Source organism: Desulfogranum aggregans (assembly GCF_055398265.1).
In genome coordinates this window covers 3,932,926-3,958,553 of the sequence record NZ_AP042447.1, presented here as the reverse complement: position 1 = coordinate 3,958,553, position 25,628 = coordinate 3,932,926, and the positions used below count along the sequence as shown (strand labels likewise).

Sequence of the window (25,628 nt, the reverse complement as noted above, 5' to 3'; positions counted from 1 at the left end):
TGCTTTACGCCCCGAAACGGCTCTTCCCGGCTACCTCAGGAACACGTCCTTCCAGCAGTTCTGTCAGCAGAAACGAAATCGCCTCACTGGCCGGCGGACATCCCGGCAGGAAGGCATCCACCGCCACGTAAGCGTGCAGCGGCCGGGCCTGCTCTAATAGGCGCGGCACTCCCTGATTGGGCAACCGTTCGCCCTCTGGACCGTGCGTACCGTAGACCTGATCAAGGATAGCCTCCACCGGCCACCGGTTGCGCATGGCCGAAACATTGCCGGTCACCGCGCAGTCGCCCAGGGCAACAAGCAACCGGCTGCACGCACGCAACCTGTGCAGCTTGTGTTGATCAGCTTCCGTGCCCACCGCGCCTTCGACAATGGCGACATCAACAGCCTCCGGAACATCGGGCGTATCAACCAGCGGACTGTATACCAGCTCGACCAGCTCAGCGAGCGTTGCCAGCTGCTGGTCAATATCCAGCAGGGACATGTGGCAGCCGGAACAGCCATCCAGCCAGGTCGTTGCAATCCGTATTTTTTTCATCGCAGACTCCCTCAAATCCATGCTTTGCTCGTGTTCCATTCCGCGTACTGCCGCCCTCCCTTTCTGCAGCGGTATTCCGCATGCGGTCAGTAATGCTTATAGTTCCGCATTTCCTCCAGGTAGGGCAGAAATTCACGTTTCTTGACCATCTCGGCCACGGATTTTCCTTTTTCTGAAAGCGCTCCGGTTGGACAAACATGGACGCATTTACCGCAACTGGTGCAGGTAGTGGATTCCCCCCATGGCTGGTTGAGATCAGCAACGACCTGGGACCATATTCCCCGATGCATCACATCCCAGGTATGGGCCCCCTCCACCTCGGCACACACCCGGACACACCGCAGACACAGTACGCAACGATTTGGATCATACAGAAATCGATGATGGGAGGCATCCACCGCAAGAGAGGGATACCGGTAGGGGTACTCCACATGGTCTATCCCCAGCTCCATCGCCAGCTGTTGCAGTTCACAGTGGCCATTGGAGACACAAACCGAACAGACATGATTGCGCTCAGAGAAAAGCAGCTCCACGATCTGTTTCCGATGCTCCCTCACCCGCTGGGAATCGGTGATGACCTCCATCCCCTCGCGCACAGGAGTGATACAGGCCGGTACCAGCTTTCCACTCTGTTTTTCTTCAACCATACAGATACGGCATCCGCCATAGGGCGAAAGTCCCTCAAGGTGACAGAGGGTAGGGAGAGGTATCTTGTACTGCTGCGCAACGGCCAAAATGGTTGCCCCTTCTCTTGCGCCAACGTCCTGGTCGTTTATCTTTAACGTCAGGATCCTGGCGTTTCCGGTTGCCGAAGGAAGTTGCGGTTCGCTGGACACGGCTCTCATTCCCGTTCCTCCCCGGTGTTCACCGTCCTGCATGAACCGGCGACACACCGTTTATTCTCGATATGGGCCAGGTATTCTTCCCTGAAGTAGCGCAGGGTGCTTCTGACCGGATTGGCTGCCGTCTGGCCAAGACCACAGAGCGAGGTTGTCTTGACCAACTCGCACAGTTGCTCGATTCGATCCAGATCGCCCGCTCTCCCCTGCCCGTTGACGATCCGGCTGAGCAGGTCATGCAGTTGAAAGGTACCGACCCTGCAGGGCACGCACTTGCCGCATGATTCGCTCATACAGAATTCCATGAAATACCTGGCCACATCCACCATGCAGGAGTGCTGATCCATGACGATCATGCCCCCCGACCCCATAATGGAACCGACCTGTGCCAGGGTTGTGTAGTCCACCCCCATATCGAGAAACTGCTCGGGAATACACCCTCCAGACGGGCCGCCAGTCTGGACAGCCTTAAAGGCACCCTCATCGACAATGCCTCCACCGATGGTAAAAACAATTTCACGCAAGGAGGTGCCCATCTCCACTTCGATCAACCCGGTCTGGTTGACCCTGCCTGCCAGGGCAAAGACCTTGGTCCCCCTACTTTCCTCGGTCCCTATTGCGGCAAACCAGTCGCCGCCATTGCGCAGGATGGCAGGAATATTGGCAAAGGTCTCAACATTGTTGATCAGGGTGGGACAGCCGTACAGGCCGGATTCGGCAGGGTAAGGGGGGCGAGGCCGAGGTTTGCCAGGATATCCTTCAATGGACGCAATAAGCGCCGTTTCCTCGCCGCATACAAAGGCCCCGGCACCGAGGCGCACCTCAACGTCAAAGGTAAAGCCGCTGTTGCAGATATTTTCTCCCAGTACCCCGACGCGACGGGCCTGAGTGATGGCCTTTTTCAGCCTTTTCACGGCAAGCGGATACTCGGCACGAACATACAGGTAGCCCATTTCGGCCCCTACTGCATAGGCACCAATAGCCATTCCCTCAAGCACCCGGTGCGGATCGCTTTCCAGTATGCTCCGATCCATAAAGGCACCCGGATCTCCCTCGTCACCGTTACAGACAACGTATTTTTTTCGGCCGTCACCGGCTGCGACAGTGGACCATTTGAGGCCGGTCGGGTACCCGGCTCCTCCCCGGCCACGTAAACCCGATCGCCGCACTTCGGCTATGACCGATTCCGGACTCATCTCCCGCAGGCAGCTGTAGAGCGGCAGGTAACCTCCGACACCGATGTACTCTTCAATCCGTTCGGGGTCGATCCTGCCGCAATACTCCAGCACAACCTTTTTCTGTTGCCTGAAAAAAGGAGCATCCGCCGACAGGATAAGGTGTTTCACCGGCTCACCGTCCAAGGCATCAAGAATGGCATCCGCATCATGCGCTTCGCATCCCTGATAGACAATATTCCCGGGCTCAACAACAATAACCGGTCCTTTTGCACAAGGGCCCAGACATCCGACCCCCTTGACCAGCACCTGATCATCCAGTCCCTGCTCCTCCACCCGTTGCTTCAGAGCACGCAGCAGACCGTCGCTGCCGCAGGAAAGGCAACCGGCAGCTACACAGACATGGATATGGTGTCGAAAGCTATTGTGGCGAGCCTTCTCCTGAGCAGCGATCTCCTGCAGTCCCTCAAGTGACAGCGTCATGCTCACCCCACCTGTTCAATTGGTCAATGATGTCTGAAGGCTGCAGCTTTCCACACACCTTTCCATCAAAAACCGCTGCCGGCGCCAATCCGCAGGAGCCAAGGCAACGGGCGGTTAAAAGAGAAACCTGCCCATCATCGGAGGTCTGGCCAGGGACAATGCCGGTATGCGCTCTCAGTGCTTCAAGCAGTGAAGGCGAGCCGCCAATATAACATGCAGTACCGGTACAGATGACACAGGTATGCTTACCAGATGGTTTAAGGGAGAAAGCGTGGTAGAAGGTGGTTACCGCATAGACTTGACTGAGCGGCACGTGCAGTGCATGGGCAACTCGCTGCATTGCCGTCCGGTCTATATAACCGAAGGCGTCCTGTACGGCATGGAGGGTTTCAATCAGGGCCTGGGGCTGGTAGCCGTTGGTGCGCATAACCCGATCAACGGTCTTCCATTGCCGTCCCCCGTTTGCGCCTCCCTCCTGCACAGCCTGCAGAGTATCTCCGATAGCCTCGGTCATGGTGCCTCCTTGATAAGCCTGCTGCTTACCCCTGACCAGACGTCATCTACTCAAAGACACGAGTAGTAAGTGTATATGTACTTATTATATCGCAGATGTTCCCAGATGCCAATGGCGTACGGTATTTTTTCAGGCTTGCCAGCCGGCGGGCCAGCGGCAACCAACACGGCTGAAAAAAGAAAAGGAAAGGAAAGGACAAGGTTCACTCTTCAAGCAATGTGCCTCTCAAGGGGTGCGCCCCAAAAAGCCGGCAGTGAGCTGCTCTTGAATCTCTTTTGTGGAAAGGTCATTGTTGCGCATCAGTTGCGCGTGCAGGTACGTCTGCGCCAACCAGACAAGCATATCCTCAATACGCTCTGAGTACCGGCTGTTGTTGGCCATATAGCGATCAAAGTTGTCCGCCTTTCCGCATCGCTCTCGCTTTTCAATCCGCTGCTGCCGTATGTCGTCATCTACATCGAGGACAAGCACATGGACACCGCGGACGTCGCACAGAGCGGCAAGTGCTTTGGCAAGGGAAGAGGAAACCCGTATCTGCTCAGGGGTCTGGTAGCGATGCCCCCAGTAAAAAGCAAGACCGCGGAGGCAATTGTGGCCAACAACAATAACCTGTTTACCGGACCTATCAAAACGACGAATATCTCTCCGCAACAGGATGGTAAGGACCAACGGCAGTATCCACCCCAAAAAAGGAAAAAGAAAGAGAAACAGCTGTTCCAGCAACAGCTCAACAGGATGTTTGCCGGCGCTTGAGGCACCCTGGACCACCTTGCCGTTGAGCCATCGTTTTCGCCGCTCGGGCTTACCCCCTGCTTTAGTGATCAATTGTTCAATGATGCCGGCAACGTGGTCCTTTCCGGCGGCATCGGTTCCGACCACCAAAATAACCGGCGGTATATCTTCCAGGGGGAGGTTCAATCGCTGTATGCTGTTCAGGGAGATTGTTCATGGCCATATTGACTACCAAATACATACCAGAGTTGGCCACAGCTGAATAGCACAGAATGGATACGACTCTCCATGGGGCTAACAAATCGCCGCACCATTTTCCGTTGACAATCCTTGGCCGGCTACTCTCCACTCTTCGCCAGGGGCTTATAATGGCCGCGATACGCACAACCTGTGTAACGCTTGTTCAAGGCCCCTTGCCAGCTCCTTGCGCATGGTGGAGAGGGGATGGAAACGGTAAACCATGGCCATTCTGTTGTCCCTTCTTTCTTGTTCCTGCCCTCCCACCTGTTGACATTCCATTGATATGCTCAGGGTGAGGAGTAGCCATTCCATTGCCGGCATGCTCTTGTAGGGTTGGTGAACGCTTACTGTTTCAGATCTTGATCCTGCTGGAGAAAGAGCTTGAGCCCTTTTTCGCGGTATTCCTCCAGAAATAGACCAACCTGGATCTTTATCTGGTCTCGGATTTCTCTGACCTTGGCCAACACCTCCTCTTTATCTCCCTTGAGCGCTGAAGGATCTGGAAACGGCCAGTTGAACCTGAGGGTCCTGCCGGGAAACAACGGGCATTTTTCGTCTACCTCCGGCGAACAGACCGTTATGACCATGTCATACTGTCGCCCCTGTCGAAAAAAATCCATCACACTGTTGGTGGTGTGCCCAGAGATATCGATCCCTTCCTCGGCGAGCACCTCAATGACATTAGGATTGATGTTCCCGGCTTCAAGGCCGGCGCTTTCGACCTGAAAATCGTTGCCGCCAAGATGCCTCAGGTAGGCTCCCGCCATCTGGCTCCTGGCAGAATTATGTTCACATACAAAAAGTACTCGAATCATATCTGGTTTCCTTGGATTTCAACCTCTTGCATACTGAAAAATACAGCGTACCATCTTTGCCTCAAAAACGACCTTCTAACCAACTATGCTATGGTTAGACTTTCGTTTGGAATTCGTTACGATTCACCCTTGAATGAGGCAACTCCTCGATCCGCGTAACCACGCATACCCACCTGCACGCCTTCTCCAAAAAACAGTTAAAGACGGTCACCTTTCCCCCTCCACACAGCCAAGTGTTGCTATAGAAAATAACCCAAAAAACTGCAGGATGGACGTCAACAGTAGGCAGTACCGTGCAGAATGCAGGATTTTGGGAGAAACGCTGAAACACCCCATTGCACGGGTGTGCAGAAAAAAGGGCCACGCCTGAACTTCTCCACACAAGGAAGCATCTATCCTCTGAATAGGCGGTTGACGAGTCGACGGAAACCGCTCCTCCCTCTGCCGTTATCGGTCGAGTTCCTCTCGCAGCGCACGAGACAGTTCAGCCAGAGAGTAGGGTTTTTTGACATAGGTCCCTGCGCCCAGTCGCTGTGCTTCCCGAACCTTTTCATTGTCGGAAAACCCGCTGGCAATAACCGCTTTCTGCTGTGGAGAAAGGGTACATATCTTCCGATAGGTCTCCAGACCGTCCATGCCGTCCGGCATGATCATATCCAGCAGGAGAATATCTACGCGGTTCCGCTCCACATACTTCAACGCCTCTTCTCCGCTGCTCACGGCTTCAACCGAATATCCCAACCGTTTGAGCATAATTGTGGCAATGTCTCTCTGCTGGGCTATATCATCGACCACCAGAACCATTTCCCCTTTGCCGGTCTGCAGGGGAGTGGGCCCCTCTGGGACACTCCTTTTTTCCCTGGTGACACGCATAAGGGGAAAATACAGGTCAAACGTAGTCCCCTTGCCTCTTTCACTGGTAACGTTAATGTACCCGTTGTGGTCCTTGACCGTTCCCCACACCACCGCCATACCCAGGCCCGAGCCGCTGCGCCCCATTCGTTTAGTGGTAAAAAATGGTTCAAAAATACGCTCCACATCTTTCTCGGCAATACCGATACCGGTATCTTTTACGCTGAGTTGTACATATTCGCCCTGCCGCACCTGGTCATACCCCCGGAATACAGTATCTATATAGGCATTTGATGAGGAAACAGAGATAGTACCGGTATGCTCTATGGACTCTGCCGCATTAGTGACAAGGTTCATCAACATCTTCAGCAGATGCACCTTGGAACCGGCAATGGTATCCATCTTGGCGCGCAGCGAATGGTGCAGTTCAACCCCCGGGTGACGGACCTGGATGCTGTTCATTTCATGACTCTGACAAAATTCCTCGACCAATGCATTCAGCGAAACCTGGGTGTATTTTGCCACCCCTCTTCGGGCCATGGCCAGCAAATCCTCAACAATGGCCGAGGCTTTTTCCCCGGACTCCATGATAATCTGCAGCGGTTTTCTGAACTTATGATCCGGCGGTAAATCCATCAGGAGCAGCTCCGGATAACTGACAACGCCGGAGAGGATATTATTCAAGTCGTGGGCAACCCCGCCGGCCAGGGTGCCAATGGCTTCCATCTTTTCAGCCCGCTTTAACCGTTCTTCAAGCTCGCGCCGCTCGATTTCTTTTTTCTTTCCCTCCTCTATCTCGGCTGATAAACGTATATTGGTCTGGGAAAGTTCAGCGGTTCGCCGCACCACCTCCGTTTCCAGCATTGCATGTGAATCGGCCAGGTGGTCGAACTTTCTGCTCACGGCTTCGCCCATGAGATTGAGCGCCTGAAAGATGGAAGCAAATTCCTTGAAATCAGTGCATTGCAATGGAATTCGATACCCATGGTTCAACTCAATTTTGCGGGTCTCGACTGCCACTTTTTTCAATGCTCCGAACATCTTACGGGTTATTAAAAAAAGAATAATCAAAACAGCCAGATTGATAGCAAACGACACGCTCTTATTCACCTCCACCTTCCTGGTGAACGCTGCAAGCCGCTGCTGATGTTCCGCCTTGCTTGACGCCAGGTTGTCCAGAAAGGCCAACCGATTATTTTCCTGAGCCTGTAAGGCATTTCTGATCCGCTCCTCAATCAGAAGGAATTTTTCAAATATCCGTTCAAACGACCCACCGTCAATCAATAATGCCTCAACCAATAACCCATCCTGGGCGTCGAGTGACAGGTCTTCAAAACGAGTGGTGGCGATGTAGAATCGGGAGATAGACTGTTGAAAAGCGTTATGAACCAATGCAGGAGAGGCTCCTGCCTGTAAACGGGAAAACAGTTCCACCACTTCCATCATCGCATGTTGAATATCTATAGCAGCAGCGATGATGTCCAGCTCAGCAACAGCCATCGCATATTCACCGCCAAAGGACGCAGGTGCCAACTGGCCGGTTTTGGTAGCGTCATTCTTCACCATTTCGCGTAGGTAGGATATATGGTGCTTGTGGATGGAGCTCATACTGGTAGCCAATGCCGGCAACGTGGTGTTTAATCGGGCATGGAGTTCGCTCTTTTTAGCCTGCAGGTCCAAGAGATCCGTGAGGGTGGCACAGCGCTCCTCAAGGAGGTGCTGGTCCAGGCCAAGATCAGCCGTACCATTCTCCGCAATAATGTGCTGGTATCGTTCAAACACCTCCTCTTTATAGGCCAGGTCATGCTGCGCCTCCTTTTCCAGCTCCAAGACAGCCAGCAGACGATGTTCCACCCTGGAAAACTGCTGCTGTCGGTCTATAATTTGTCGGTGGCTAAAGTAAAAATATTGATCCATCACCAGCAACAGCACCTGCAGGGTTACACAGGCGATGATGATGTAAAACGATCTTTTCACAGAGCGAAAAAGCATGAAACCACCCGGGCTACCTGGTTGGGTATCTGTGCTTGAGCCAACCACGCATCCCGAATTCCAGGCCATGCAGGTTGTCAAAACCGAACTGGGACAGATAACGAATGGCGAACTCGTCTCGATTACCGGTTTCCGTCAAGGTGACAACCGGATGATCTCTGGGAATGGAGGCCCTCACCTGTTGGCGAAGCAAGTCATCGAGCTGGAGAATGACAACAGGACAGACGGTGACTATGGCTGGAGGCGGGGACGCCGGCTCAAGATAATTATCGACGCGAAAATCCAAGATAGTCAGAGCCCTTTGCCCATCCTTTTCCCGGCAAAAAGTTGCATTTACCTCCTGCAGCCGTTGGTACAAAAGTTCTGTTTCCATAAATGCAACCTCTGCCTCAGGCAGAGGTTTTTCCCTCACCAGAGGAAGACCGTTTTTTCGCCACTCTTCAATCCCCCCGTTATAGATCAGCACATTGGTATAGCCCAGTCCCTTGATCGCGACCGCGATCTTGTAGGACAGTACTCAGCGATATCCCATGCAGTAGGAGATCACCAGTCGGTCTTTATTCGGTCCCAACCGTGAAGAATTGGAGGCAAATTCACTCCATGGGATGTTTATCGAGCCGGGTATGCTGTGGTGGTCAGCTATAAGCTGGTCCAGGGCGTTTACAAGCACAAAATCAATCTTCCCTTTTTCGCGTCGACCGAGCAGGTCACGCAACTCCTCGCTGGTGATGATTTCAAAACGCTCCAGCGCCGATACAGACGTACACTGGACAATCAGACAGAAGACAGCAACCAGAGTTTTTTTCATATACGCGATTTTTTTAAAGAGAAACATTGCCCACCAGGACCTGGGCTGGAAAAGAGTACTGCGCCGCTTATCCGACACATATATTTAGTGTATTCGCCAACGCTTTTATTTTCCAATCATTTGAGTCATTCCAACCGGTATTCCTGTGCTACGGTTCACATAGCCGGCCAGAACCATTGTGGATATATATCCACAATACGATCCTCCCTCCGGCAATGCGGCTGATGCCATCCTGTCCCGCACCGAAACCGTGCACAAGAGGTGCATCCCGCCGCAGCCTTCTCCCGCAAAAGGCCCTTGCCGCCGGTGTTCGTCCCGGCGTCCCCTGCACGCCAGACGTTGCTTTATCCCATAAGACCGTAATAGACAATTGTCGTGAATATCCCCACAGCACTGACAACAAGGAATGAAAGGCTTAACTGATGAAAAAGTTGCCTGCTTCCCAAAGTGAACACATAAAAAAGTTTCACCATCGTATTGGATATTGCTCCCAGAACAAGGTTAAAGCTTGCCCAATCCAAGGTGATAATCCCAGCGCGCTGGGCATCACTCAGGGAAAAGGCAATGGCATCGACATCCACCAACCCGCTGATCACCGCCACAAGCGGCAGCCAGCGATCACCCAGATAAATGGTCGCCATACGGGTAATAATCAGTATTCCTGTGAACACCGCGCCAAAGGTTATTGCCGATTTGAGGCAGAAGGGATTGGACAACTGCATGGTAGCGCTGCCCTGCTCACTGTCGGCCTTCATTTTTCGCGAGAGAAGAAGGGCAACAATCCCCCCGGTGACAGCCATGGCGATGATCGGCACGGCCATATTTTTCATCAGGGCCCGATTCACCACCGCAATCTCAAGCAGCAATCGGGGAAACATGATGGAAGAAGCCAACACGATGGCGACCGCAAAACTACGGTTAAAGGCCGGTGTCTCCACACTCCTTCTGGCAAAGGAAACGGTGGTAACCGTTGAAGAGGCAAGTCCGCCTATCAATCCGGTTAAGCCTGTACCGGTTCCCGGTCCCAGTATTTTTACTGCCACATAGCCTACAAAACTGATCATGGAGACCAAGACAACAATCAGCCATATTTTATAGGGATTTATCCCCTGGAGCATGGTGTACAACCAGGCATCTCCCACACGGTGATAAACAAGCTCCCCCTGGGCAAGGGTTGCTGCGCTGTCTCGGGTCAAGCTGCCTTCCAGCCGGGATTGGGCGGCGGCCCAGTCAGTGAACGTGCCAAGAAACCTTCCCTGTTGGTCATACAGCGCAATCTGTTCCCCCGGCTGGTAGCGTTCCGCTTTCTCCACGGTAATCGCCAGCCCACCGGTGCCGTGCTCTATGGACCACACAGAGCCAACGGGCGTAAGCAAATAATCGGATAGCGGATGATTGGGGAATACAGGCAATACAATGAAGGTAATGACCAGAAACTTCAGGGTTGCCTGGAGTTCATAAATCTTTATTTTGGAGGTAATGGCTGCAATAGCTTTTTTCTGGGACAGGATGATAAGGGTCACTATGGCCAGGGCTATGGCGAGCTCCCGGGCATCAAAGACTATCAACACACCGAGGAAATAGGTCAGTAATGCGGCAATCTCGGTGGTAATTCCTGAATCATGCCTCCTGTCGAACCAGTAGCCCAGCAGCAGAAGCGACAGGGCTCCCAAAAAACCAGTCATGATGACCCACGGACTATTGAACACCTGGGCGAGGTAGGCCGATACTGCTCCAATAAGCGCGATCAGGATAAAATCCCTGGTACCGGCATGGGGATTTGCTGAACCAGCCATATCCCGTTCCAACCCCAAGGCAAAACCGATAAGGCCGGCCATTCCGAACTCAAAAAACTGCTGCAGCAGGGTTTCCTGCATGCTCACCTCCTGTCACCGTCATTCCGCCTCCAGCGCCATGTATATGCTGCAAGCACCGAAGACCATCGTTTTTCCAGCATAAAAGAAATCGATAAAGAATCAACACAATACCACCTGAATCTCGTGTTGCCCCCCTGCCTAAACCCGATGGTGCACACCATGCCGTCCAGGAGCACGGACGGCTTACCCACCGATCACCTCTCGCCGATCACGCACTCCATTACACTCCCATTACATTTTGCTGGCAGTTTCGTTAGCTGCTGCTTGTCCCGACACCACTCCAACACCTGAAGAATAATTATATAACAGTAATTTACGCCCTAACCATCTCCTAATATCCCCTATAACTGAACAATCATACAATCAAATTCTGTTTGAAATTTTTCCCCTCTATATTCCCAGCAAACATTTGGGCAGAAGCCGGAAACTCTTTTTCCCCTGTCTGCTGCCGATAAATATCACCACAAGCACACCATGGAACGGGAAGAACTCAATTTTTTCATGCAGAAATCGCCAGCCCAGAATATTTCGAACCTTTGCCGTGCAATACGGGAGAGAGCCTCGGTCGAGCAGATCCAGAAACCAACGCCGCAGACGCTCCTGGTTCCGGTCAGGGATCCCATAAACGGCGGTACCTTTCTGGGCGGAGAGGTCCTTGTCACCAGTGCAATCACTCAAGTCAACGACAACAATGGCTGGGCAATGGTCATGGATGACAATCCGCAACTGGCAGCCGACCTGGCAATCATCGATGGCGCCTTTGCTGGAGGCATATGCACTGACGAGATCATCCACATCGCCAAACAAGGGCAACAGGCGTACGAAGAAGAAAAAGCGAGGGTAAATGCCCAGATTGCGGAAACGAGAGTGGCTTTTGACCTTCTCTAACATCGGACGTCGTACCAACCACACACGCTGAGAGATGAAGAACCAAAACGATATAGAACGAACAAACAGGCTGAACTTCCGTTCATGCCTCGAAGCGCTTTCCCGTCCGGGCCACATTCAGGAAATACAGCCGCTTTTTGATTCACCACTACAGGCAATAGCAAGTGTCATGCTCTACTCGGAGGTATCCTACTGCTACCATGGTAATGAGGATTTCCACATGCTCCAGGCCATCTGTGGGGCAACAATCAATTCAGCAACCGAGGCAGATTACCTGTTTGTTGATCATCCTGACACGGCCCTCCTCCGTGTTGCCAAAGTTGGTACTGCAGAAAGCCCTGAGTTGGGCGCCACCCTGATTTTCCGATGCGAACAGCTGGAAACGGATGGGACACCCGTACTCCTCACCGGGCCAGGCATACAGACTGCCCGCAAAAAAACCCTTCCGGTTGACCGAGAATTTATTGGACAGCTGAACGAGAAAAACGACGCGTTCCCCATGGGCGTGGATGTCTTTTTTATCAGCAATACAGGACAGCTTGTCGGTCTTCCCAGGACAACCCGCCTTCAGGTGACGTCATGAGTTATGTAGCGATCAAAGGCGGTACCGAGGCTATTCGGGCATCCAAGCACTTTTTCAGCAGCTCTCTTCGAGCAGCCGAGCGCATCGATGACGAATCACTGATAAAAGGGATGGTGTTTTCCTGCGACAGGGTGATGAGCGAAGGAGCACTGTACACGGAAAAACTGAGTGCAGAGGCGATCCGAAAAAGCGGCGGCGACCTTCTTGAGGCTGCCTTTTATGTGCGGGCACACAGGTCCACCTGTCAACGCATTGGACAGATTGAACCGCTTGATACCGCAAAACTGCGCATTCTGCGACGTATATCAGCAGCATTCAAGGATATTCAGGGTGGCCAGATTCTCGGCCCCTCCTGTGATTACGTTATCAGGCTGTTCACCACGCGCAAGGAAAAAGCGTGGGAACAGACCAACCAGCCAGGTAACGGCGCTGCCGAAGTGTATCTTGAAAGTGCCCTGAAACCACTACGGGATGAGGACAAGGTTATCGTTCTTGAAAATAAGGAAAGCGAGCCATTTGACATAACCCGAACCTTTCCCCTGCCGCCCTACCCGAGAAGCGCGTTGATGCAGGTGATGAGCCGTGGAGAAACCGGGGCCCTGCTCGCCTTCGCTTATACCACCATGCGCGGCTACGGTGATGTGCACCCTACCATTGGTGACCTGCGATTGGGAACAACAGATTTCAGCTTCAGGCACCCGTTCACCGGGAAAAAGGCGAAAGTGGGAGAAATGCGCTTTACCGCCTGCGAAACGGCAGGCTCTTTTAACCGCGACAAAAAAGACGGCCGGATCAGACTCTCTGTAGGCTACGGCTTCTGTTTCGGCTTCAACGAAACCAAAGCTATTTCCATGTCTATTCTCGACCTGGCCATGCACCATCAGGGGCACTCGGTCGGTGGAATGGATATCGCCGCCAATCCGGAAATCATCATCCATCATGTGGACGCAGTGGAATCCATGGGATTCAGCAACCATTTTAAGCTGCCTCATTATGTAACTTTCCAGGCTGACCTTCACGTGTTTGAAGCAGCCAAAAAGAACAACAGCGAACAATGACCACAAATACCGTAACCTTTGGCTTCTTTGATGAAGATGCCAAGAAAGAGATCAGGAGAGCAACCCTCAAAGCGGTTGCCCTGCCAGGCTATATTGTACCTTTTGCCTCAAGAGAGATGCCCATTGCCCGGGGCTGGGGTACCGGTGGGCTCCAGCTGACCTTGTCCCTGATCACTGAAGAGGACATCTTGAAGGTGATTGATCAGGGATGTGACGGATCGGTCAACGCCGTCAATATTCGTGATTTTATCGTCTCCGTCACCGGGGTCAAGGAGACCCTGGCCACCGAGGAGGCAACGGTCATCCAAACCAGGCATCGTGTTCCGGAATATCCGCTGAACGCACAGCAGACATTGGTTTACCAGGTACCAGTTCCGGAAGTGCTGACCACGGTTGAGCCGGATACGGCAAAACAGAAAGAGATGCATGCCAGTGTTGATTACTCCAAGTTGTGGGTGCTGCTCTATGAGGACACCTCCCAGTTTGGTGACAGTCGAATCTCCAGCAGATACCCGGTACGGGTTAACGGCCATTTTGTTATGGACCCATCCCCCATACCCAAATACGACATCCCCAAACTGAGCAACAATCCGGCACTGCAGCTTTTCGGTGCAGGACGGGAAAAACGGATATACGCGATCCCCCCCTACACGCACGTCGAACCACTGAAATTCACCGACCGGGAATTCAACATTGAAGATTTCAGTGGCAAATATTGTGAGCGGTGCGGTGCCACCAACATCTATATGGACGAAGTGCACCAGGAAGACGGCGTACACTACTTCTGCAGCGACACCTACCACTGCGACACCAATAAAAAAAGAGAGGAACAACATGCTGCTTGAACTCAATGATGTAAGTAAGATATTCGGGGTGAGCTGCGGCAGCTGCCTGGATCTTACCGTCAGCAGTGCTGACAGCGGAATATGCCCAAGATGTGGCGCGGTTGTCGCTGTCAATCGAGTGAACCTCTCGGTAGAAGAAAATGAAATCGTTGGCGTGGTCGGTGAGTCGGGAAGCGGCAAGTCAACGCTCCTCCAGATGATCTACCAGGATCAGGGAGCGACCTCTGGAGAAATTTTTTTCAACGGCATCACCGACCGGAAGCACAATCGGATGAATATCCTTGACCTTCCGCCCGGCAAGGCCGCATGGGTCAGGAACCATGAGATGTCCATGATCTACCAGAACCCCCACCTGGGCCTGAATTTCAACTTCAGCGCAGGGGGCAATATCGCGGAAAAAATCCTTGGGTCTGACGAAAAACGGTATCAGGTTATCCGTGACCGTGCGCTGCACTTCTTTGGCAAGATTGAAATGCCCTCCAGCAGGATAGATGATTATCCTGAGGCCTTTTCCGGAGGACAGCAACAGAGAATCCAGATCGCCAAGGCCCTCTCCAGCTCTCCCCGCCTGCTGCTGCTTGATGAACCGACCACCGGTCTCGACGTTTCGGTGCAGGCGAGAATTCTTGATCTGATCAAAGCCCTTCAATATGAAATGGGTTTCTCCATGATTGTGGTCTCCCATGACCTTGGGGTGATCAACCACCTCACAGACGTAACCGTGGTGATGAAAAACGGCTGCCTGGTGGAATATGGTCTCACTGACCAGATTCTTGAAGATCCGCAGCACCCATACACCCAATTACTCGTTTCCAGCAAACTGTAACGATCCATCATGCCTACGACCATCAACGGACACAGACTCGAGGTTCGAGATCTCGCCAAGCAGTTCACACTGCACAGCCGAGGGGGAATCCACGTTGAAGGATTTCGGGACATACACTTTACCCTCGACAACGGACAACTCCTCGCCCTCTCCGGACCATCAGGGGTGGGCAAATCATCGATACTGAAAACCATATTCCGAACCTACCTCACCGACCACGGCGAAATTCTCTTTCGCCGCAGCGATGACAGTGTGGTCGATATGGCCTCCTGCTCGGAGAGTATGATCATTGACCTGCGTCGTCGGGAGATCGGCTTTGTCACCCAGTTTTTAAAAATTTTGCCGAGAATCTCCGCTCTTGACGGGGTTGCCCATCCGCTTATTGAAATCGGGATGGAGGAAGAGGAGGCGCGGGAACAGGCGAGGCGTATGCTCCAGCGTCTTGGCATACGGGAGGAGCTGTTTGAGCTTTCTCCTCTCACCTTCTCCGGAGGAGAGCAGCAGCGGGTAAATATCGCCCGGGGAATTATAGCCCCAAAAGATTTAATCCTGCTGGATGAACCAACAGCTTCCCTTGATGAACGTAGCAGTGATATTGTCCTGGAGCTGCTTGAAGACCTGAAAGCGGAAGGGATCGCGCTGATCGCCATATTTCACGATCAGCGGAAAATAGATCGTATCGCAGACCAAGCGATCAATGTAAGGAGGACGGACGCATGAATCGGGTATTTCGATCCCGGCGGGTTTATACCGGTGGAACCATCCAGGCGGCAGATTTGGTCCTGGAGCATGACTATATAGAACAGATCCTTCCCTACGGAGCGAGTCCGGAGGCTTACGATTTCGGCAACAGGGTCATTGCTCCCGGCTTTATCGACCTGCACTCCGACAGCGTGGAGCAGGAGATTGAACCGCGACCGGGTGCAGCGTTCCCTGTACACAGCGCCCTGGTGGAACTTGATAAAAAACTGACCATGGCAGGGATCACCACCATGTTCCACGCCATCGCGTTCAACGACGAATCATTGGTTGGACGACGCGGCACCGAAGTCGCGGCCGAAATCATCAAACAGGTCTGCGACTGCAACAGGCGGCTGCTCCATATCGACAACCTGGTTCATGCCCGCTATGAAATCACCTCTTTCGGCTCCCTTGCCACACTCAAGAAATTGATTGATTGCGGCATGGTGCAGATCCTCTCCTTTATGGATCACAGCCCGGGTCAGGGGCAATTCCGTTCCCTGGAGCTGTGGAAAAAATACCATGTTCCGGTGTTCAAGCTCTCAGAGGAAAGGACACAAGAAATCATTACCCAGCAACAGGAGAAAAAAAGTCGCAGCCAGCAGTACCTTGAAGAGCTCATCCACTATGCCAAAGAGCGCGCCATCCTCCTTGCCTCCCACGATGACGACAGCTGCGAAAAAGTAGATTTGCTGGGTGAGATGGGCATCACCATTGCGGAGTTCCCGCTCAACAGTGAAACGTCAGCCTATGCCCGTTCCAAGGGGATGGCAACCGGGATGGGAGCGCCTAACGTGGTGCGGGGCAGAAGCCAAAGCGGCAACATCTCAGCCAGAGAGCTGCTGGAGCAAGGCCTGTGCGACTTCCTCTGTTCAGACTATCACCCGACCTCTATGCTCCAGGCCGCCTATGTCATGACCCGGGATATGGGCTGGGATCTCGCTGATGCCCTGGCCTGTATCACTTCCATCCCTGCCCAGGTTGCACGACTCGATGACCGGGGCGAGATCGCCCCAGGAAAACTGGCTGACCTGGTGGTCATTGAGGATGAGGATGTGGCCAAGGTCGTCATGACCATCAAATCGGGCATACCGGTCTACAATGGCAACAGTTGCTTCTGTATGTCAAAAGCCGCGTAAAGGAGTCCCACCGTATGAAGCGACTCTCAGAAAAGCCGGATATTGCCCCGGATGCAACAGTGAGTGAGTCCGACCTTGGCGAATACACCGAGATCGCCGCAGGGGCTCAGCTTATTGAGAGCAGTCTGGGCGACTATTCCTATGTCATGGAACGAAGCGATATCATCTACACCGATATCGGAAAATTCACCAATATTGCATCGGATGTGAGGATCAATCCCGGAAACCACCCCATGGAATGGGTGAGCCAGCACCATTTTCTCTACCGGTGCAGGCTCTATGGATTTCGTGCACAGGACAACAGCGCATTTTTTGATTGGCGAAGACGGCAAAGGGTACGTATCGGACACGACTGCTGGATTGGCCACAGGGCAATTATTCTCCCCGGCCTTACCATTGGCAACGGTGCGGTGGTGGCGGCAGGTGCGGTGGTGACCAAAGATGTGACGCCCTATACGGTGACAGCCGGGGTCCCGGCAAAGCCGGTGAGCAAACGATTTCCGCGGCAGATCTGGCAGGCACTCGAGGAAATATCCTGGTGGGACTGGGACTATGCTACCCTGAAATCCCGCATGGATGATTTCTACGATATCCGGAAATTTTTACACCTGTATGGAAGAAAAACATGCAATTGATACTGCTGGTCGGTCCCAGTGGTTCTGGAAAGGACACCCTGCTCAGGGCCGCTCGGCAGCAATTTCACGGCTCCTGTGAACTGCATTTCGTTCGCAGGTATATTACCAGGCCGCCTGATGCGAATGAAGATAACTACTATGTCGACAGCACCTGCTTTGATGTACTCAAAGGCAACGGTTTTTTTGTCTCCTGCTGGCGAGCGCATGGCAATGCGTATGGCGTTCCACGCCATGCCCTTGCCGGCAATGGCGGTCACCAAAAGCTTCTCTGTTCCATCTCCAGGGGAGCTATTGCTGATTTTGAAAAATTTCATGATCATGTAACGGTTCTGCAGATTACCGCTCCCAGGGAACTCCTCAAGAAACGCTTGCTGGGAAGAGGTAGAGAGCAGAAGGAGGACGTGGAAAAACGCCTCCAGCGGGCAACGCGTCCTGTCCATGCGCGAAAGCTGATCACCTTTGACAATTCGACAGGCATTGACCAGTCACAACGGGATTTTATCGCTTTGCTCGGGTCGCTGTAAACCTGACGCATTGTCACCCTTTTCCATCAATTCAAGAACACGGTTCAATACCTCTCCCATGCGCAGATTCGCCCTGTATTATGCCCCTCAACCGGAAACCGCTCTTGCCAAAGCTGCTGCGGCGTGGCTCGGTCGCGACCACAACGCCCTGGAGTGTTCACGACTGACCCCGACCAAGCTTACTGAGGAGCGGTGGAAACAATTAACCGCAGCCCCCTTTCATTACGGATTTCATGGAACCCTGAAAGCGCCCTTCAGATTAGATACAACTGCATCCACGACCCAGCTGTTTGACATGCTGCATCATTTCTGCAGCCGACAAAAATCCTTTACACTTCAGCGTATGGAAATTGCCTGGATGGGAAGGTTTCTCTGTCTTCGTCCCGTCGTGCGGTCAAGCCAGCTGGATCAACTCGCTCAGGAGACGGTACAGCAATTCGACCTGCTCAGGGCGCAGATGAGCGCAACTGAACTGGCAAGAAGATGCAACAAGGGGCTCACTCCCCGACAGGACGCCCTGCTCAGGCAGTGGGGCTATCCGTATGTCATGGAGGAGTTTCGCTTCCATCTCACCCTCTCCTCTCCTCTAGACAGGCAAACGGAACGCGAGCAGATTGAAGAGGAAGCCCACCGACATTTCCTGCCGCACCTGCTGAAAAATATTCCGGTGGATGGCATTTCCCTGTTTATTGAAAAGGATGGGCGCCCGATGCAACTGGAACACTTTTTTCCATTTACCCCTTAGCATGGGCCTCAACCTTTGCCGCCGTAAAAGCCCCTTTCCCTGCACGGTGTATCAGGTATGTCAACTCCACCAGCAACAACAGCCATCTTGCAACACAAGCATATCCGCTTGGTCACCCTCAATAGCTGGAAAGGAGAGGGACAGTATACCCAAAGAGTCGAGCTGATGGCCCTGGGGCTGCAGCACTGCCAACCGGATATTGTCTGCCTGCAGGAAGCCCTGCAAACTGAGGATGGAACAATGGATACAGCCGGCTCTCTCGGCCGGGAGCTGGGGCTTGAGGTCACATTCGGGCCTGGACGCTTCAAGACCCGATCCGTTGAGGGATCCCGGTTACCCTGTTATAGCGGGCTTGCCATCCTGTCAAAAATCAAACCGTTTGCCTTCCACCTGAGCCCGCTTCCATGTTGTGATGACGACCCGGACCGTACCGTGCTGACAGCACTCATCGACTGGAACGGTCTTCCGCTCACCATAACCACAGTGCACCTCACCCATATCCCCGGCAAAGACAGGCTCCGTGAGCGACAACTCACCAGTGCGCTGCATCGTTCCCGCCTCCTTACAGCACAATGGGGAATGCCGAGCCGGACCCTCTCCCTCTGTTGTGGAGACATGAATCAGGAGCTTGACAGCACAGTACTTGCCGGGTTGCAGGCAAACACAGCGCTCTCTGTTCATGACTGCTACCTGGAGGGCGGAGGGAGGTTACCCGGCTGCACTTTCGGGACAGAGGAAAAACCTCCATGCAGAATCGATTATATCCTTCACCTGCAGGGAGAAGGAAATGCTGCCGTACGCTGCTCGAACGGCAGGGTAGTGCTCAACCAACGAAACAGGGAGGGCCTGATGCCTTCAGATCACCGGGCAGTTATGGTGGACATTCTCGTACCCCAGGAGAGCGCCGGAGCACCCCCTTTCCCGCCGTCATCCCTCTAGACACCTCTCACCTGTTTCCGTTTCCCTGGATCAGCCTTCTGCGCAGCCAGCTGGAAAATTTATCCATGGCAATAACAAGGAGGAGGGTAAGGAGAATCAGGTACAGGGTATTTTCCCAGTCACGGGAAGTCCTGATGGTTTCAACCAGCATCAGGCCAATCCCGCCGGCTCCAAGCGCACCGATAACTGTGGCGGAACGAATATTCGATTCCAGGTAATACAGACTCTGCGAAATAAAGAGCGGAAGTATCTGCGGTATGACCCCGAAACGATACACCTGCGGTTTTGACGCCCCGGTCGAGCGTACCCCGTCCACCTCTTTTTTATCTATATTTTCCAATGACTCGGAAAAAAGCTTTCCAAGTTCACCTATTTCGGTAAAGGCAATGGCCAGTGTCCCGGTCAATGGACCGAGACCGAAAGCCCGGATAAAAATCAGCGACCATATCAGCATGTCGATGCCACGCAACAGGTCGAAAACTCGTCGAACAACAAAGAGCAGCACCTTTGACGGGGAAAAGTTCTTTGCCGCCAAAAACGCCGCAGGCAGAGCCACAAACGATGCGACAAAGGTTCCCAGAATGGCCATAAGCAGGGTCTCGAGCAAGGCGATAAAAACATTTCCATGCTGCCAGTCAGGATTGTTCCAGAACGTATCGAAAACAACCCGCCAGTTTGCCCGTTGCGGATCAATCCTTTCTCCACTCAGGACAAGGGAAAGAATTTCCATGCCACTGAGTGCAGAGAGTTGTGAGTTAAATGGAAAGAAAAAATTCTCCCAACCGGTAAAATGTCGGTGGACCTCTATTTTTGCCCTGGACATCTGCACCCTCTTGTAGAGGTCTGGCCGAGCATCGAATTTTCCACTGGTGGCGCGCAGCCACGCAGGTGCCTCCTTGCCTTCAGGCAAAACGGTTTCAATCCGCTTGTTGTTTAAGGCAACATGAATCGTTCCATATTCCGGGACAATCATTTGTAGCGATTTGTCCTTAATCTTAACCCGAAAGCCGTCGCCCAGGTCCACCGCAGTGTGCTGGTCCTGAACCACCACCCAGCTAGGCGGGGTCGTGTAGGTGGCGGTACGCTCGCCTTCTATAGCCACCTCCAACACTCCAGTGCGCATGGATTGCGTGACATGCACTTTATGGGCAATGGCATCGCTGGCCAGCAGAACTGCCCGCTCTGGTTTCGCACTTCGGATGAGCCCGGTCATGTCAAAAGCGAGCCAGGTGTAGCTCAGGTAAACTAGCAGACCGATAAGCAGGAGAAACGTATGCACCGTCCGTCTGCGTATTTTGGCAAGGACCTGCACCCGGCCGCTCATGCCGGATGGGAGCGCTGCTGTTGCGGTGTTCAATGTCCCGCCTCCCCGATTTCCCCGGTGATGAGCCGGTTGCGAAAGTATGACGATATCTGGTCGATAAGGAAAATGGTCAGGATCAGGAGGAGAAACAGGGCAGCCGTTTCATCACCAGCTCCCTGCCCCCAGCCGATAGTGCGCCGCAGTTCGGTCCCGATACCGCCGGCACCGACAAAACCGAGAATCGCTGAAGCACGCACATTGATCTCAAAGCGGAGCATAAAATAACTCAGGTAATTGGGGAGCACCTGGGGAAGCACACCAAACTTCATTCGCTGCAACCAGTTGGCACCGCAGGACTCAAGTCCTTCAATAGCCTGTAAGTCAATGTTCTCATTTACTTCGGAAAACTGTTTGCCAAGTGCCCCTGCGGTGTGAAAGGCAACAGCTATCATTGCCGGAACAGGACTGGTACCGAGAACAAAGATAAGAAACAGGGCCAGAATCAGTTCAGGAAAGGCACGCATAATATCGGTTACCCGCCGGGCAAGAGGGACAAACGGTGGCCATACCTTGAGATTATTCGCACCAAGAAAGGCAAAGAGAAGGGCGAAAAGGCCACCCAACAGTGTCGCTACCGCCGCTATATTGATGGTCTCAATCAATGCCGGCAGAAAGCGGTACAGAAGGAGCGGAAAATCCGCACCCGATTGCCAGGCCTCCACGATGATCTCTTTGGGGTAATCAAAGAATTTACGCAGGCCTTCGGTAAAATGTCCCGAATTCATGGCGTTGGCCTGAATAAAGCCGGAGACAATCAGGGTTCCGCACAGGAGAACCACCACCGTGGAATAGAGTCCGCGGCGTTTTTCCAGAGCTATGGCGTCTTTACGCAGTCTATCGTTCATGAAAAGCAGGGGGAAATCCTAGAGAAAAGGTGTCGGGCCGTGCGCTGCTACGGCCCGACCGGTCATGGGATGATTACTTCTTGTTCTTGCGCTTGCGTGCTTCAATGATAACTTGGTAATCTTCGTGGGCGATGGGTGCGATGGCCTTGATTTTTCCGGCCATGAACCCGTAAGCGCATTCAGCATCCGTTGAAGGCAGGCTCGCCAGCATGGCGACCATCTTCAATTTCACCTCTTCAGGCAGGTCCTTGCGGAGTACAATCGGACCTTCAGGAATCACCTCCGAGCGCCAGATCTCTTTGAGCTGGGTCATATCAACAAGGCCGGCATCGGCAGCTTTGCGAAACGCTCCGCTGTTGTAGCCATCTTCCCATTCCCCCAGACCGTCAGCCCAGCTGACGCCGGCATCGATATCGCCGTTGGCAACGGCGATGATCGTCTGCTCATGGCCACCGGTAAAGACGACATCCTTAAAATAGGCGGCCGGCTTCATAGCATAGCCCTGGGCAGGAATTTCGATGGAAGGAATAAGATACCCGGAGGTTGAATTCGGATCACCAAAACCGAAGACCTTGCCTTTCATGTCGTCAAGGTTGCTGATACCGCTATCCTTCCGGGTAAAGCCGATGGAATAATACCCAAAAGATCCATCTTCATTGATCTTGGTCAACACAGGCTCCACAACATCAGGATTGGTCAGGTATACTTTGGCATAACCGGAAGCACCCAGCCAGGCCATATCCAGATTTCCTCCGAGCAACCCCTCAATTACGCCGTTATAGTCAGCAGGGGCAAACAGCTTGGTTTTTACCCCGAGCAGTTCTTCAGTCTTTGCCCGCAGGCACTCGTTGCTGCGCAGTCGATCAGAGGCATTTTCACCGCCCAGCACTCCAATACGGAACTCAGTGATGCTGTCGGCAGCAAAACTATTTCCTGCAAGCAGAGCGCCTGCAACGGCAAGGGTAGCAATTGATTTGAATTTCATTGTGGATCTCTCCTCAGTAGTAATATGCAGTGGTATGTGAAGCTGCATGGCTTGTCAAGACTGATCAAGCTGCAGCAAAACTCAAGTCTTCAGCCAAACCTGAAGGGTGTGGTATTGGTTCATTAATGCTGGTTGAAGTAATCGATTCATCAATCTGTTGTTCAGCACCGTAGATATCGCGTACAGTCTGACTGGTGAGTTCGGAGGGCAGTCCGTCGAATACCACTTTGCCCCGTCGCATACCGACCACGCGGTCACAATAGGTACGGGCGGTATCCAGGGTATGAAGATTGCAGATGACCGGCAGCCCATCGCGCTCATTGATTTCACGAAGCGATTGCATCACCACCTGGGCACTCAAGGGATCTAGTGAGGCAATGGGCTCATCGGCCAGAATCATTTTCGGTTCCTGAGCAAGCGCGCGCGCGATAGCAACACGCTGTTGCTGCCCACCGGAAAGGTTATCGGCGCGCTTGAGCGCCTGCTCGGCAATACCCAGCCGTTCAAGAGCGGAGAAAGCACGATCAATTTCTTCCTGGCCAAATATATTGAACAGACTTTTCAGGATACTGTGCCGGTTCAATCCTCCAAGCATCACGTTGGTCACCACATCCAACCGAGGAACAAGATTGAATTGCTGAAATATCATGGCGCAGTCGCGCTGCCATGCTCGCTTTTCAGCGCCTTTGAGTTCGAGGATGTCTTTCCCGCTGACGATGACTTGACCGCTGGTGGCCGGAGTGAGACGATTAATCATTCGGAGAAACGTTGACTTGCCAGCACCTGACGGCCCTATAACCCCTATCATCTGGGGGGTAGAGGCATCCAGGTCAATGCTGTCAACGGCGGTGACCGGTCCGAATTTTTTTGTGAGTTGCTCTATCAGCATATATGCTCCCTCTCGGTCTGTGAACAATGCAGCTCAGTATTTGTTCTTTATGTATTCAGCTACCTGAGCCAATCCCTGCTCAATGTAGGACGCAACATACGCCACCTATTTTCCCTTACCGTTAGGTTGTTATTAGAAATGCGTCATTGTGAATATTAATTTGGGCGAATGCAGCCCATGGAGAACAAAAGGGCACGGGAGCCTTGAAGGGACGGGAGTTTCCCAATGACGCGCCCGGGGGGTGGGGCGTCACCAGTTCAGGAAAGCGGCAGAGGCGTTGGACACGAAAAAGAGATAACGATACTGATGAGCAGATGGAAGACAATCAGCCAGCTCCCCCCAACCTGCGAGCAAAGCAAGCGGATAGGTTTACCCGAGCACTCCCCTTTTCCCCTGCTTTGCGCGGATTACCTCATCGATACAATTCTTTCGCAGGGCAAAGCACTAGTCACGTAGCTGGACTACCCTACCGCGAGTGAGGTGTAACGTAGCCCCCGCGGAAAGATCTATTGGCCAGAAAGGAAAATAAGCAATGCTGGAAACCGGACGCCCTGCTGAAACGCAAAAACAACCCTAACCCTATCCTAACAGGGTCGTGGTAGAGGAGTAGTCTCATGGCAGGTGAACACCAAAGCAACAGCGGACAAGCAAGTGAGCGAACCAATCAGAGAAAAACAGCGGGAAGAGACCCTCTCTTCCATCAAGCTCAGCACACGAATCCAGAACGAATTCCTGGGTGCTCTCAAGCCTGGGGAACGCCTCCCTTCGGAGAACGAACTCATAGCGCAGCTCAACGTGAGCAAGCACACCTTGCGGCTGGCACTTGAAGTACTGGTATCCGTGGGTATGGTGCAAAAAATCAAGGGCAAGGGCACCATTGTTCTCCACCGCCCGGTACAGTACCCAATTCACAGGTATACCCGTTACACGGAGACGCTGGAAAAATGCGGCAGAAAGGCGCACAACAAGGTGTTAAAAAAAATCGGCATTCCGGCTCCCGCCGAGGTGGCGGAAAAGCTGCAGATCACTGAGGGAGATCCGGTTATCCTGCTGGAAATCCTGGGGTACATGGATGGTGCCCCATTTTCCATTGGCAGCACCTTCCTGGTGTTCGAAAAAGTCTATGATGCCATCAGGCAATACAATGGCGGCTCCCTGCACCAGTTTATTTTTGACCGCTACGGTACCCGGCTCAAAAGGACGCAGAGTCTGGTCTCGGCACATCTCCCCAGCGAAAAGGACTGCGAACTCCTCGAGATTGCTCCCCATGTCCCGGTTATTCAGGTAAAAAGCCTGAATGTGGATGAACGTAGCGGCATGCCTATCGAGTTTGTAGACACCAGGTTCAAGAGCACGGCCGTGCAGTTGTCAATTAACCTGGATTAGCCACTGCCGCTGTAGAGGCAACGGCCTGCATGGGTTCCGTTGATGGCTCAGAACTTCCGCAATCGGGTAAACGGCGTCCCCTTTCTCCACTTGAAGGCTTCGATATCAATTTCCAGCCCCAGACGTGCAGCATTCTCCAGGTGGTAGCGTTCCCACTGCTGCACAATGGTTGCCATTTCGCGGTTGACCTGGTCCGCTGTGCTCCGTCCGGTCAGGATTTTCTTTCGCCAGACTATTCGGCTCATCGCCACTCGGGGCTGGTTGCGGAGTACGTCCGGATGATTTTCGAGATACTGCAGATATTGTCGGGTATCACTGGTCGCATCAGGATTGGCCTTCACTCTCTTTCCTCCGAAAACAGACAAAATCTAC

27 protein-coding genes are annotated in these 25,628 nt (G+C 53.0%); 12 read left to right on the top strand and 15 right to left on the bottom strand.

All coding sequences use genetic code 11. From position 1 onward, the window contains the following. Positions 1–4: 4 nt before the first annotated feature. The 10 genes from ACZ52Z_RS17450 to ACZ52Z_RS17405 all read right to left on the bottom strand — a co-directional run bounded on the left by ACZ52Z_RS17450 (position 5) and on the right by ACZ52Z_RS17405 (position 10,865). Positions 5–538 (bottom strand): NADH-quinone oxidoreductase subunit B family protein, encoded by a 534-nt coding sequence (locus ACZ52Z_RS17450; protein WP_464268053.1) that lies wholly within the window; start codon positions 536–538, stop codon positions 5–7. 86 nt (positions 539–624) lie between these two features. Further along, positions 625–1,383, bottom strand: a complete 759-nt coding sequence (hoxU, locus tag ACZ52Z_RS17445; RefSeq protein ID WP_464268052.1) for a bidirectional hydrogenase complex protein HoxU — start codon at positions 1,381–1,383, stop codon at positions 625–627. Next, entirely contained in the window at positions 1,380–3,035 is a 1,656-nt protein-coding gene (gene nuoF / locus ACZ52Z_RS17440) for an NADH-quinone oxidoreductase subunit NuoF (protein ID WP_464268051.1), read from the bottom strand. The genes hoxU and nuoF overlap by 4 nt, the downstream gene beginning before the upstream one ends. Next, positions 3,019–3,549 (bottom strand): bidirectional hydrogenase complex protein HoxE, encoded by a 531-nt coding sequence (hoxE, locus tag ACZ52Z_RS17435; protein ID WP_464268050.1) that lies wholly within the window; start codon positions 3,547–3,549, stop codon positions 3,019–3,021. The genes nuoF and hoxE overlap by 17 nt, the downstream gene beginning before the upstream one ends. A 225-nt stretch (positions 3,550–3,774) precedes the next feature. Then, the gene (locus ACZ52Z_RS17430; RefSeq protein ID WP_464268049.1) at positions 3,775–4,467 is read right to left on the bottom strand and encodes a hypothetical protein; all 693 of its coding nucleotides are present in this window, start codon (positions 4,465–4,467) and stop codon (positions 3,775–3,777) included. A gap of 398 nt (positions 4,468–4,865) precedes the next feature. Then, on the bottom strand, positions 4,866–5,336 hold the full coding sequence (locus ACZ52Z_RS17425) for an arsenate reductase ArsC (protein WP_464268048.1): 471 nt from the start codon (positions 5,334–5,336) through the stop codon (positions 4,866–4,868). Positions 5,337–5,783: 447 nt separating this feature from the next. Then, complete coding sequence (locus ACZ52Z_RS17420) at positions 5,784–8,180, bottom strand: hybrid sensor histidine kinase/response regulator (protein WP_464268047.1); 2,397 nt, start codon at positions 8,178–8,180, stop codon at positions 5,784–5,786. 13 nt (positions 8,181–8,193) lie between these two features. Next, the gene (locus ACZ52Z_RS17415) at positions 8,194–8,553 is read right to left on the bottom strand and encodes a rhodanese-like domain-containing protein (protein WP_464268046.1); all 360 of its coding nucleotides are present in this window, start codon (positions 8,551–8,553) and stop codon (positions 8,194–8,196) included. Positions 8,554–8,697: 144 nt separating this feature from the next. Next, positions 8,698–8,988, bottom strand: a complete 291-nt coding sequence (locus tag ACZ52Z_RS17410; protein ID WP_464268045.1) for a rhodanese-like domain-containing protein — start codon at positions 8,986–8,988, stop codon at positions 8,698–8,700. Between the two features lie 344 nt (positions 8,989–9,332). Next, positions 9,333–10,865, bottom strand: coding sequence for an MgtC/SapB family protein (locus ACZ52Z_RS17405; RefSeq protein ID WP_464268044.1), 1,533 nt, complete (start codon positions 10,863–10,865; stop codon positions 9,333–9,335). 474 nt (positions 10,866–11,339) lie between these two features. On the opposite strand from ACZ52Z_RS17405, the gene ACZ52Z_RS17400 reads away from it, so the two are divergent. Genes ACZ52Z_RS17400 through ACZ52Z_RS17350 form a run of 11 tightly spaced genes read left to right on the top strand, consistent with a single transcriptional unit; the run spans position 11,340 to position 19,788 of the window. Continuing rightward, positions 11,340–11,753, top strand: a complete 414-nt coding sequence (locus ACZ52Z_RS17400; RefSeq protein ID WP_464268043.1) for a phosphonate C-P lyase system protein PhnG — start codon at positions 11,340–11,342, stop codon at positions 11,751–11,753. 34 nt (positions 11,754–11,787) lie between these two features. After that, on the top strand, positions 11,788–12,336 hold the full coding sequence (phnH, locus tag ACZ52Z_RS17395; protein ID WP_464268042.1) for a phosphonate C-P lyase system protein PhnH: 549 nt from the start codon (positions 11,788–11,790) through the stop codon (positions 12,334–12,336). Then, a complete protein-coding gene (locus tag ACZ52Z_RS17390) occupies positions 12,333–13,394 on the top strand; it encodes a carbon-phosphorus lyase complex subunit PhnI (RefSeq protein ID WP_464268041.1) in 1,062 nt (353 codons plus the stop codon). Before phnH ends, ACZ52Z_RS17390 begins: the two co-directional genes overlap by 4 nt. Continuing rightward, entirely contained in the window at positions 13,391–14,239 is an 849-nt protein-coding gene (locus tag ACZ52Z_RS17385; protein WP_464268040.1) for an alpha-D-ribose 1-methylphosphonate 5-phosphate C-P-lyase PhnJ, read from the top strand. Before ACZ52Z_RS17390 ends, ACZ52Z_RS17385 begins: the two co-directional genes overlap by 4 nt. Then, entirely contained in the window at positions 14,229–15,065 is an 837-nt protein-coding gene (locus tag ACZ52Z_RS17380; protein ID WP_464268039.1) for an ATP-binding cassette domain-containing protein, read from the top strand. The genes ACZ52Z_RS17385 and ACZ52Z_RS17380 overlap by 11 nt, the downstream gene beginning before the upstream one ends. 9 nt (positions 15,066–15,074) lie before the next feature. After that, positions 15,075–15,785: a phosphonate C-P lyase system protein PhnL gene (gene phnL, locus ACZ52Z_RS17375; RefSeq protein WP_464268038.1), complete on the top strand. Its 711-nt coding sequence runs from the start codon at positions 15,075–15,077 to the stop codon at positions 15,783–15,785. After that, entirely contained in the window at positions 15,782–16,945 is a 1,164-nt protein-coding gene (locus tag ACZ52Z_RS17370) for an alpha-D-ribose 1-methylphosphonate 5-triphosphate diphosphatase (protein WP_464268037.1), read from the top strand. The genes phnL and ACZ52Z_RS17370 overlap by 4 nt, the downstream gene beginning before the upstream one ends. Before the next feature lie 14 nt (positions 16,946–16,959). Further along, positions 16,960–17,580: a DapH/DapD/GlmU-related protein gene (locus ACZ52Z_RS17365; protein ID WP_464268036.1), complete on the top strand. Its 621-nt coding sequence runs from the start codon at positions 16,960–16,962 to the stop codon at positions 17,578–17,580. Further along, complete coding sequence (locus ACZ52Z_RS17360) at positions 17,571–18,104, top strand: phosphonate metabolism protein/1,5-bisphosphokinase (PRPP-forming) PhnN (RefSeq protein ID WP_464268035.1); 534 nt, start codon at positions 17,571–17,573, stop codon at positions 18,102–18,104. Before ACZ52Z_RS17365 ends, ACZ52Z_RS17360 begins: the two co-directional genes overlap by 10 nt. Before the next feature lie 58 nt (positions 18,105–18,162). After that, positions 18,163–18,849 carry a DUF1045 domain-containing protein gene (locus tag ACZ52Z_RS17355; RefSeq protein ID WP_464268034.1) on the top strand — a complete coding sequence of 229 codons (687 nt, stop codon included), beginning with the start codon at positions 18,163–18,165 and terminating at the stop codon, positions 18,847–18,849. 57 nt (positions 18,850–18,906) lie between these two features. After that, positions 18,907–19,788, top strand: coding sequence for an endonuclease/exonuclease/phosphatase family protein (locus ACZ52Z_RS17350; RefSeq protein ID WP_464268033.1), 882 nt, complete (start codon positions 18,907–18,909; stop codon positions 19,786–19,788). A 7-nt stretch (positions 19,789–19,795) separates the two neighbouring features. Here the strand turns inward: ACZ52Z_RS17350 and phnE (ACZ52Z_RS17345) are convergent, their stop codons facing one another. The 4 genes from phnE (ACZ52Z_RS17345) to phnC all read right to left on the bottom strand — a co-directional run bounded on the left by phnE (ACZ52Z_RS17345) (position 19,796) and on the right by phnC (position 23,870). Continuing rightward, positions 19,796–21,145 carry a phosphonate ABC transporter, permease protein PhnE gene (phnE, locus tag ACZ52Z_RS17345; protein ID WP_464268032.1) on the bottom strand — a complete coding sequence of 450 codons (1,350 nt, stop codon included), beginning with the start codon at positions 21,143–21,145 and terminating at the stop codon, positions 19,796–19,798. After that, complete coding sequence (gene phnE, locus ACZ52Z_RS17340; RefSeq protein WP_464268031.1) at positions 21,142–21,996, bottom strand: phosphonate ABC transporter, permease protein PhnE; 855 nt, start codon at positions 21,994–21,996, stop codon at positions 21,142–21,144. Before phnE (ACZ52Z_RS17340) ends, phnE (ACZ52Z_RS17345) begins: the two co-directional genes overlap by 4 nt. A 73-nt stretch (positions 21,997–22,069) precedes the next feature. Then, positions 22,070–22,981 carry a phosphonate ABC transporter substrate-binding protein gene (gene phnD / locus ACZ52Z_RS17335; RefSeq protein ID WP_464268030.1) on the bottom strand — a complete coding sequence of 304 codons (912 nt, stop codon included), beginning with the start codon at positions 22,979–22,981 and terminating at the stop codon, positions 22,070–22,072. 64 nt (positions 22,982–23,045) lie between these two features. Then, positions 23,046–23,870, bottom strand: coding sequence for a phosphonate ABC transporter ATP-binding protein (phnC, locus tag ACZ52Z_RS17330; RefSeq protein ID WP_464268029.1), 825 nt, complete (start codon positions 23,868–23,870; stop codon positions 23,046–23,048). A gap of 621 nt (positions 23,871–24,491) precedes the next feature. Here phnC and phnF point away from each other — a divergent pair. Next, positions 24,492–25,256, top strand: coding sequence for a phosphonate metabolism transcriptional regulator PhnF (gene phnF / locus ACZ52Z_RS17325; RefSeq protein ID WP_464268028.1), 765 nt, complete (start codon positions 24,492–24,494; stop codon positions 25,254–25,256). Positions 25,257–25,303: 47 nt separating this feature from the next. Here phnF and ACZ52Z_RS17320 read toward each other — a convergent pair whose 3' ends face one another. Next, positions 25,304–25,597, bottom strand: a complete 294-nt coding sequence (locus ACZ52Z_RS17320; RefSeq protein WP_464268027.1) for a hypothetical protein — start codon at positions 25,595–25,597, stop codon at positions 25,304–25,306. Positions 25,598–25,628 lie beyond the last annotated feature (31 nt).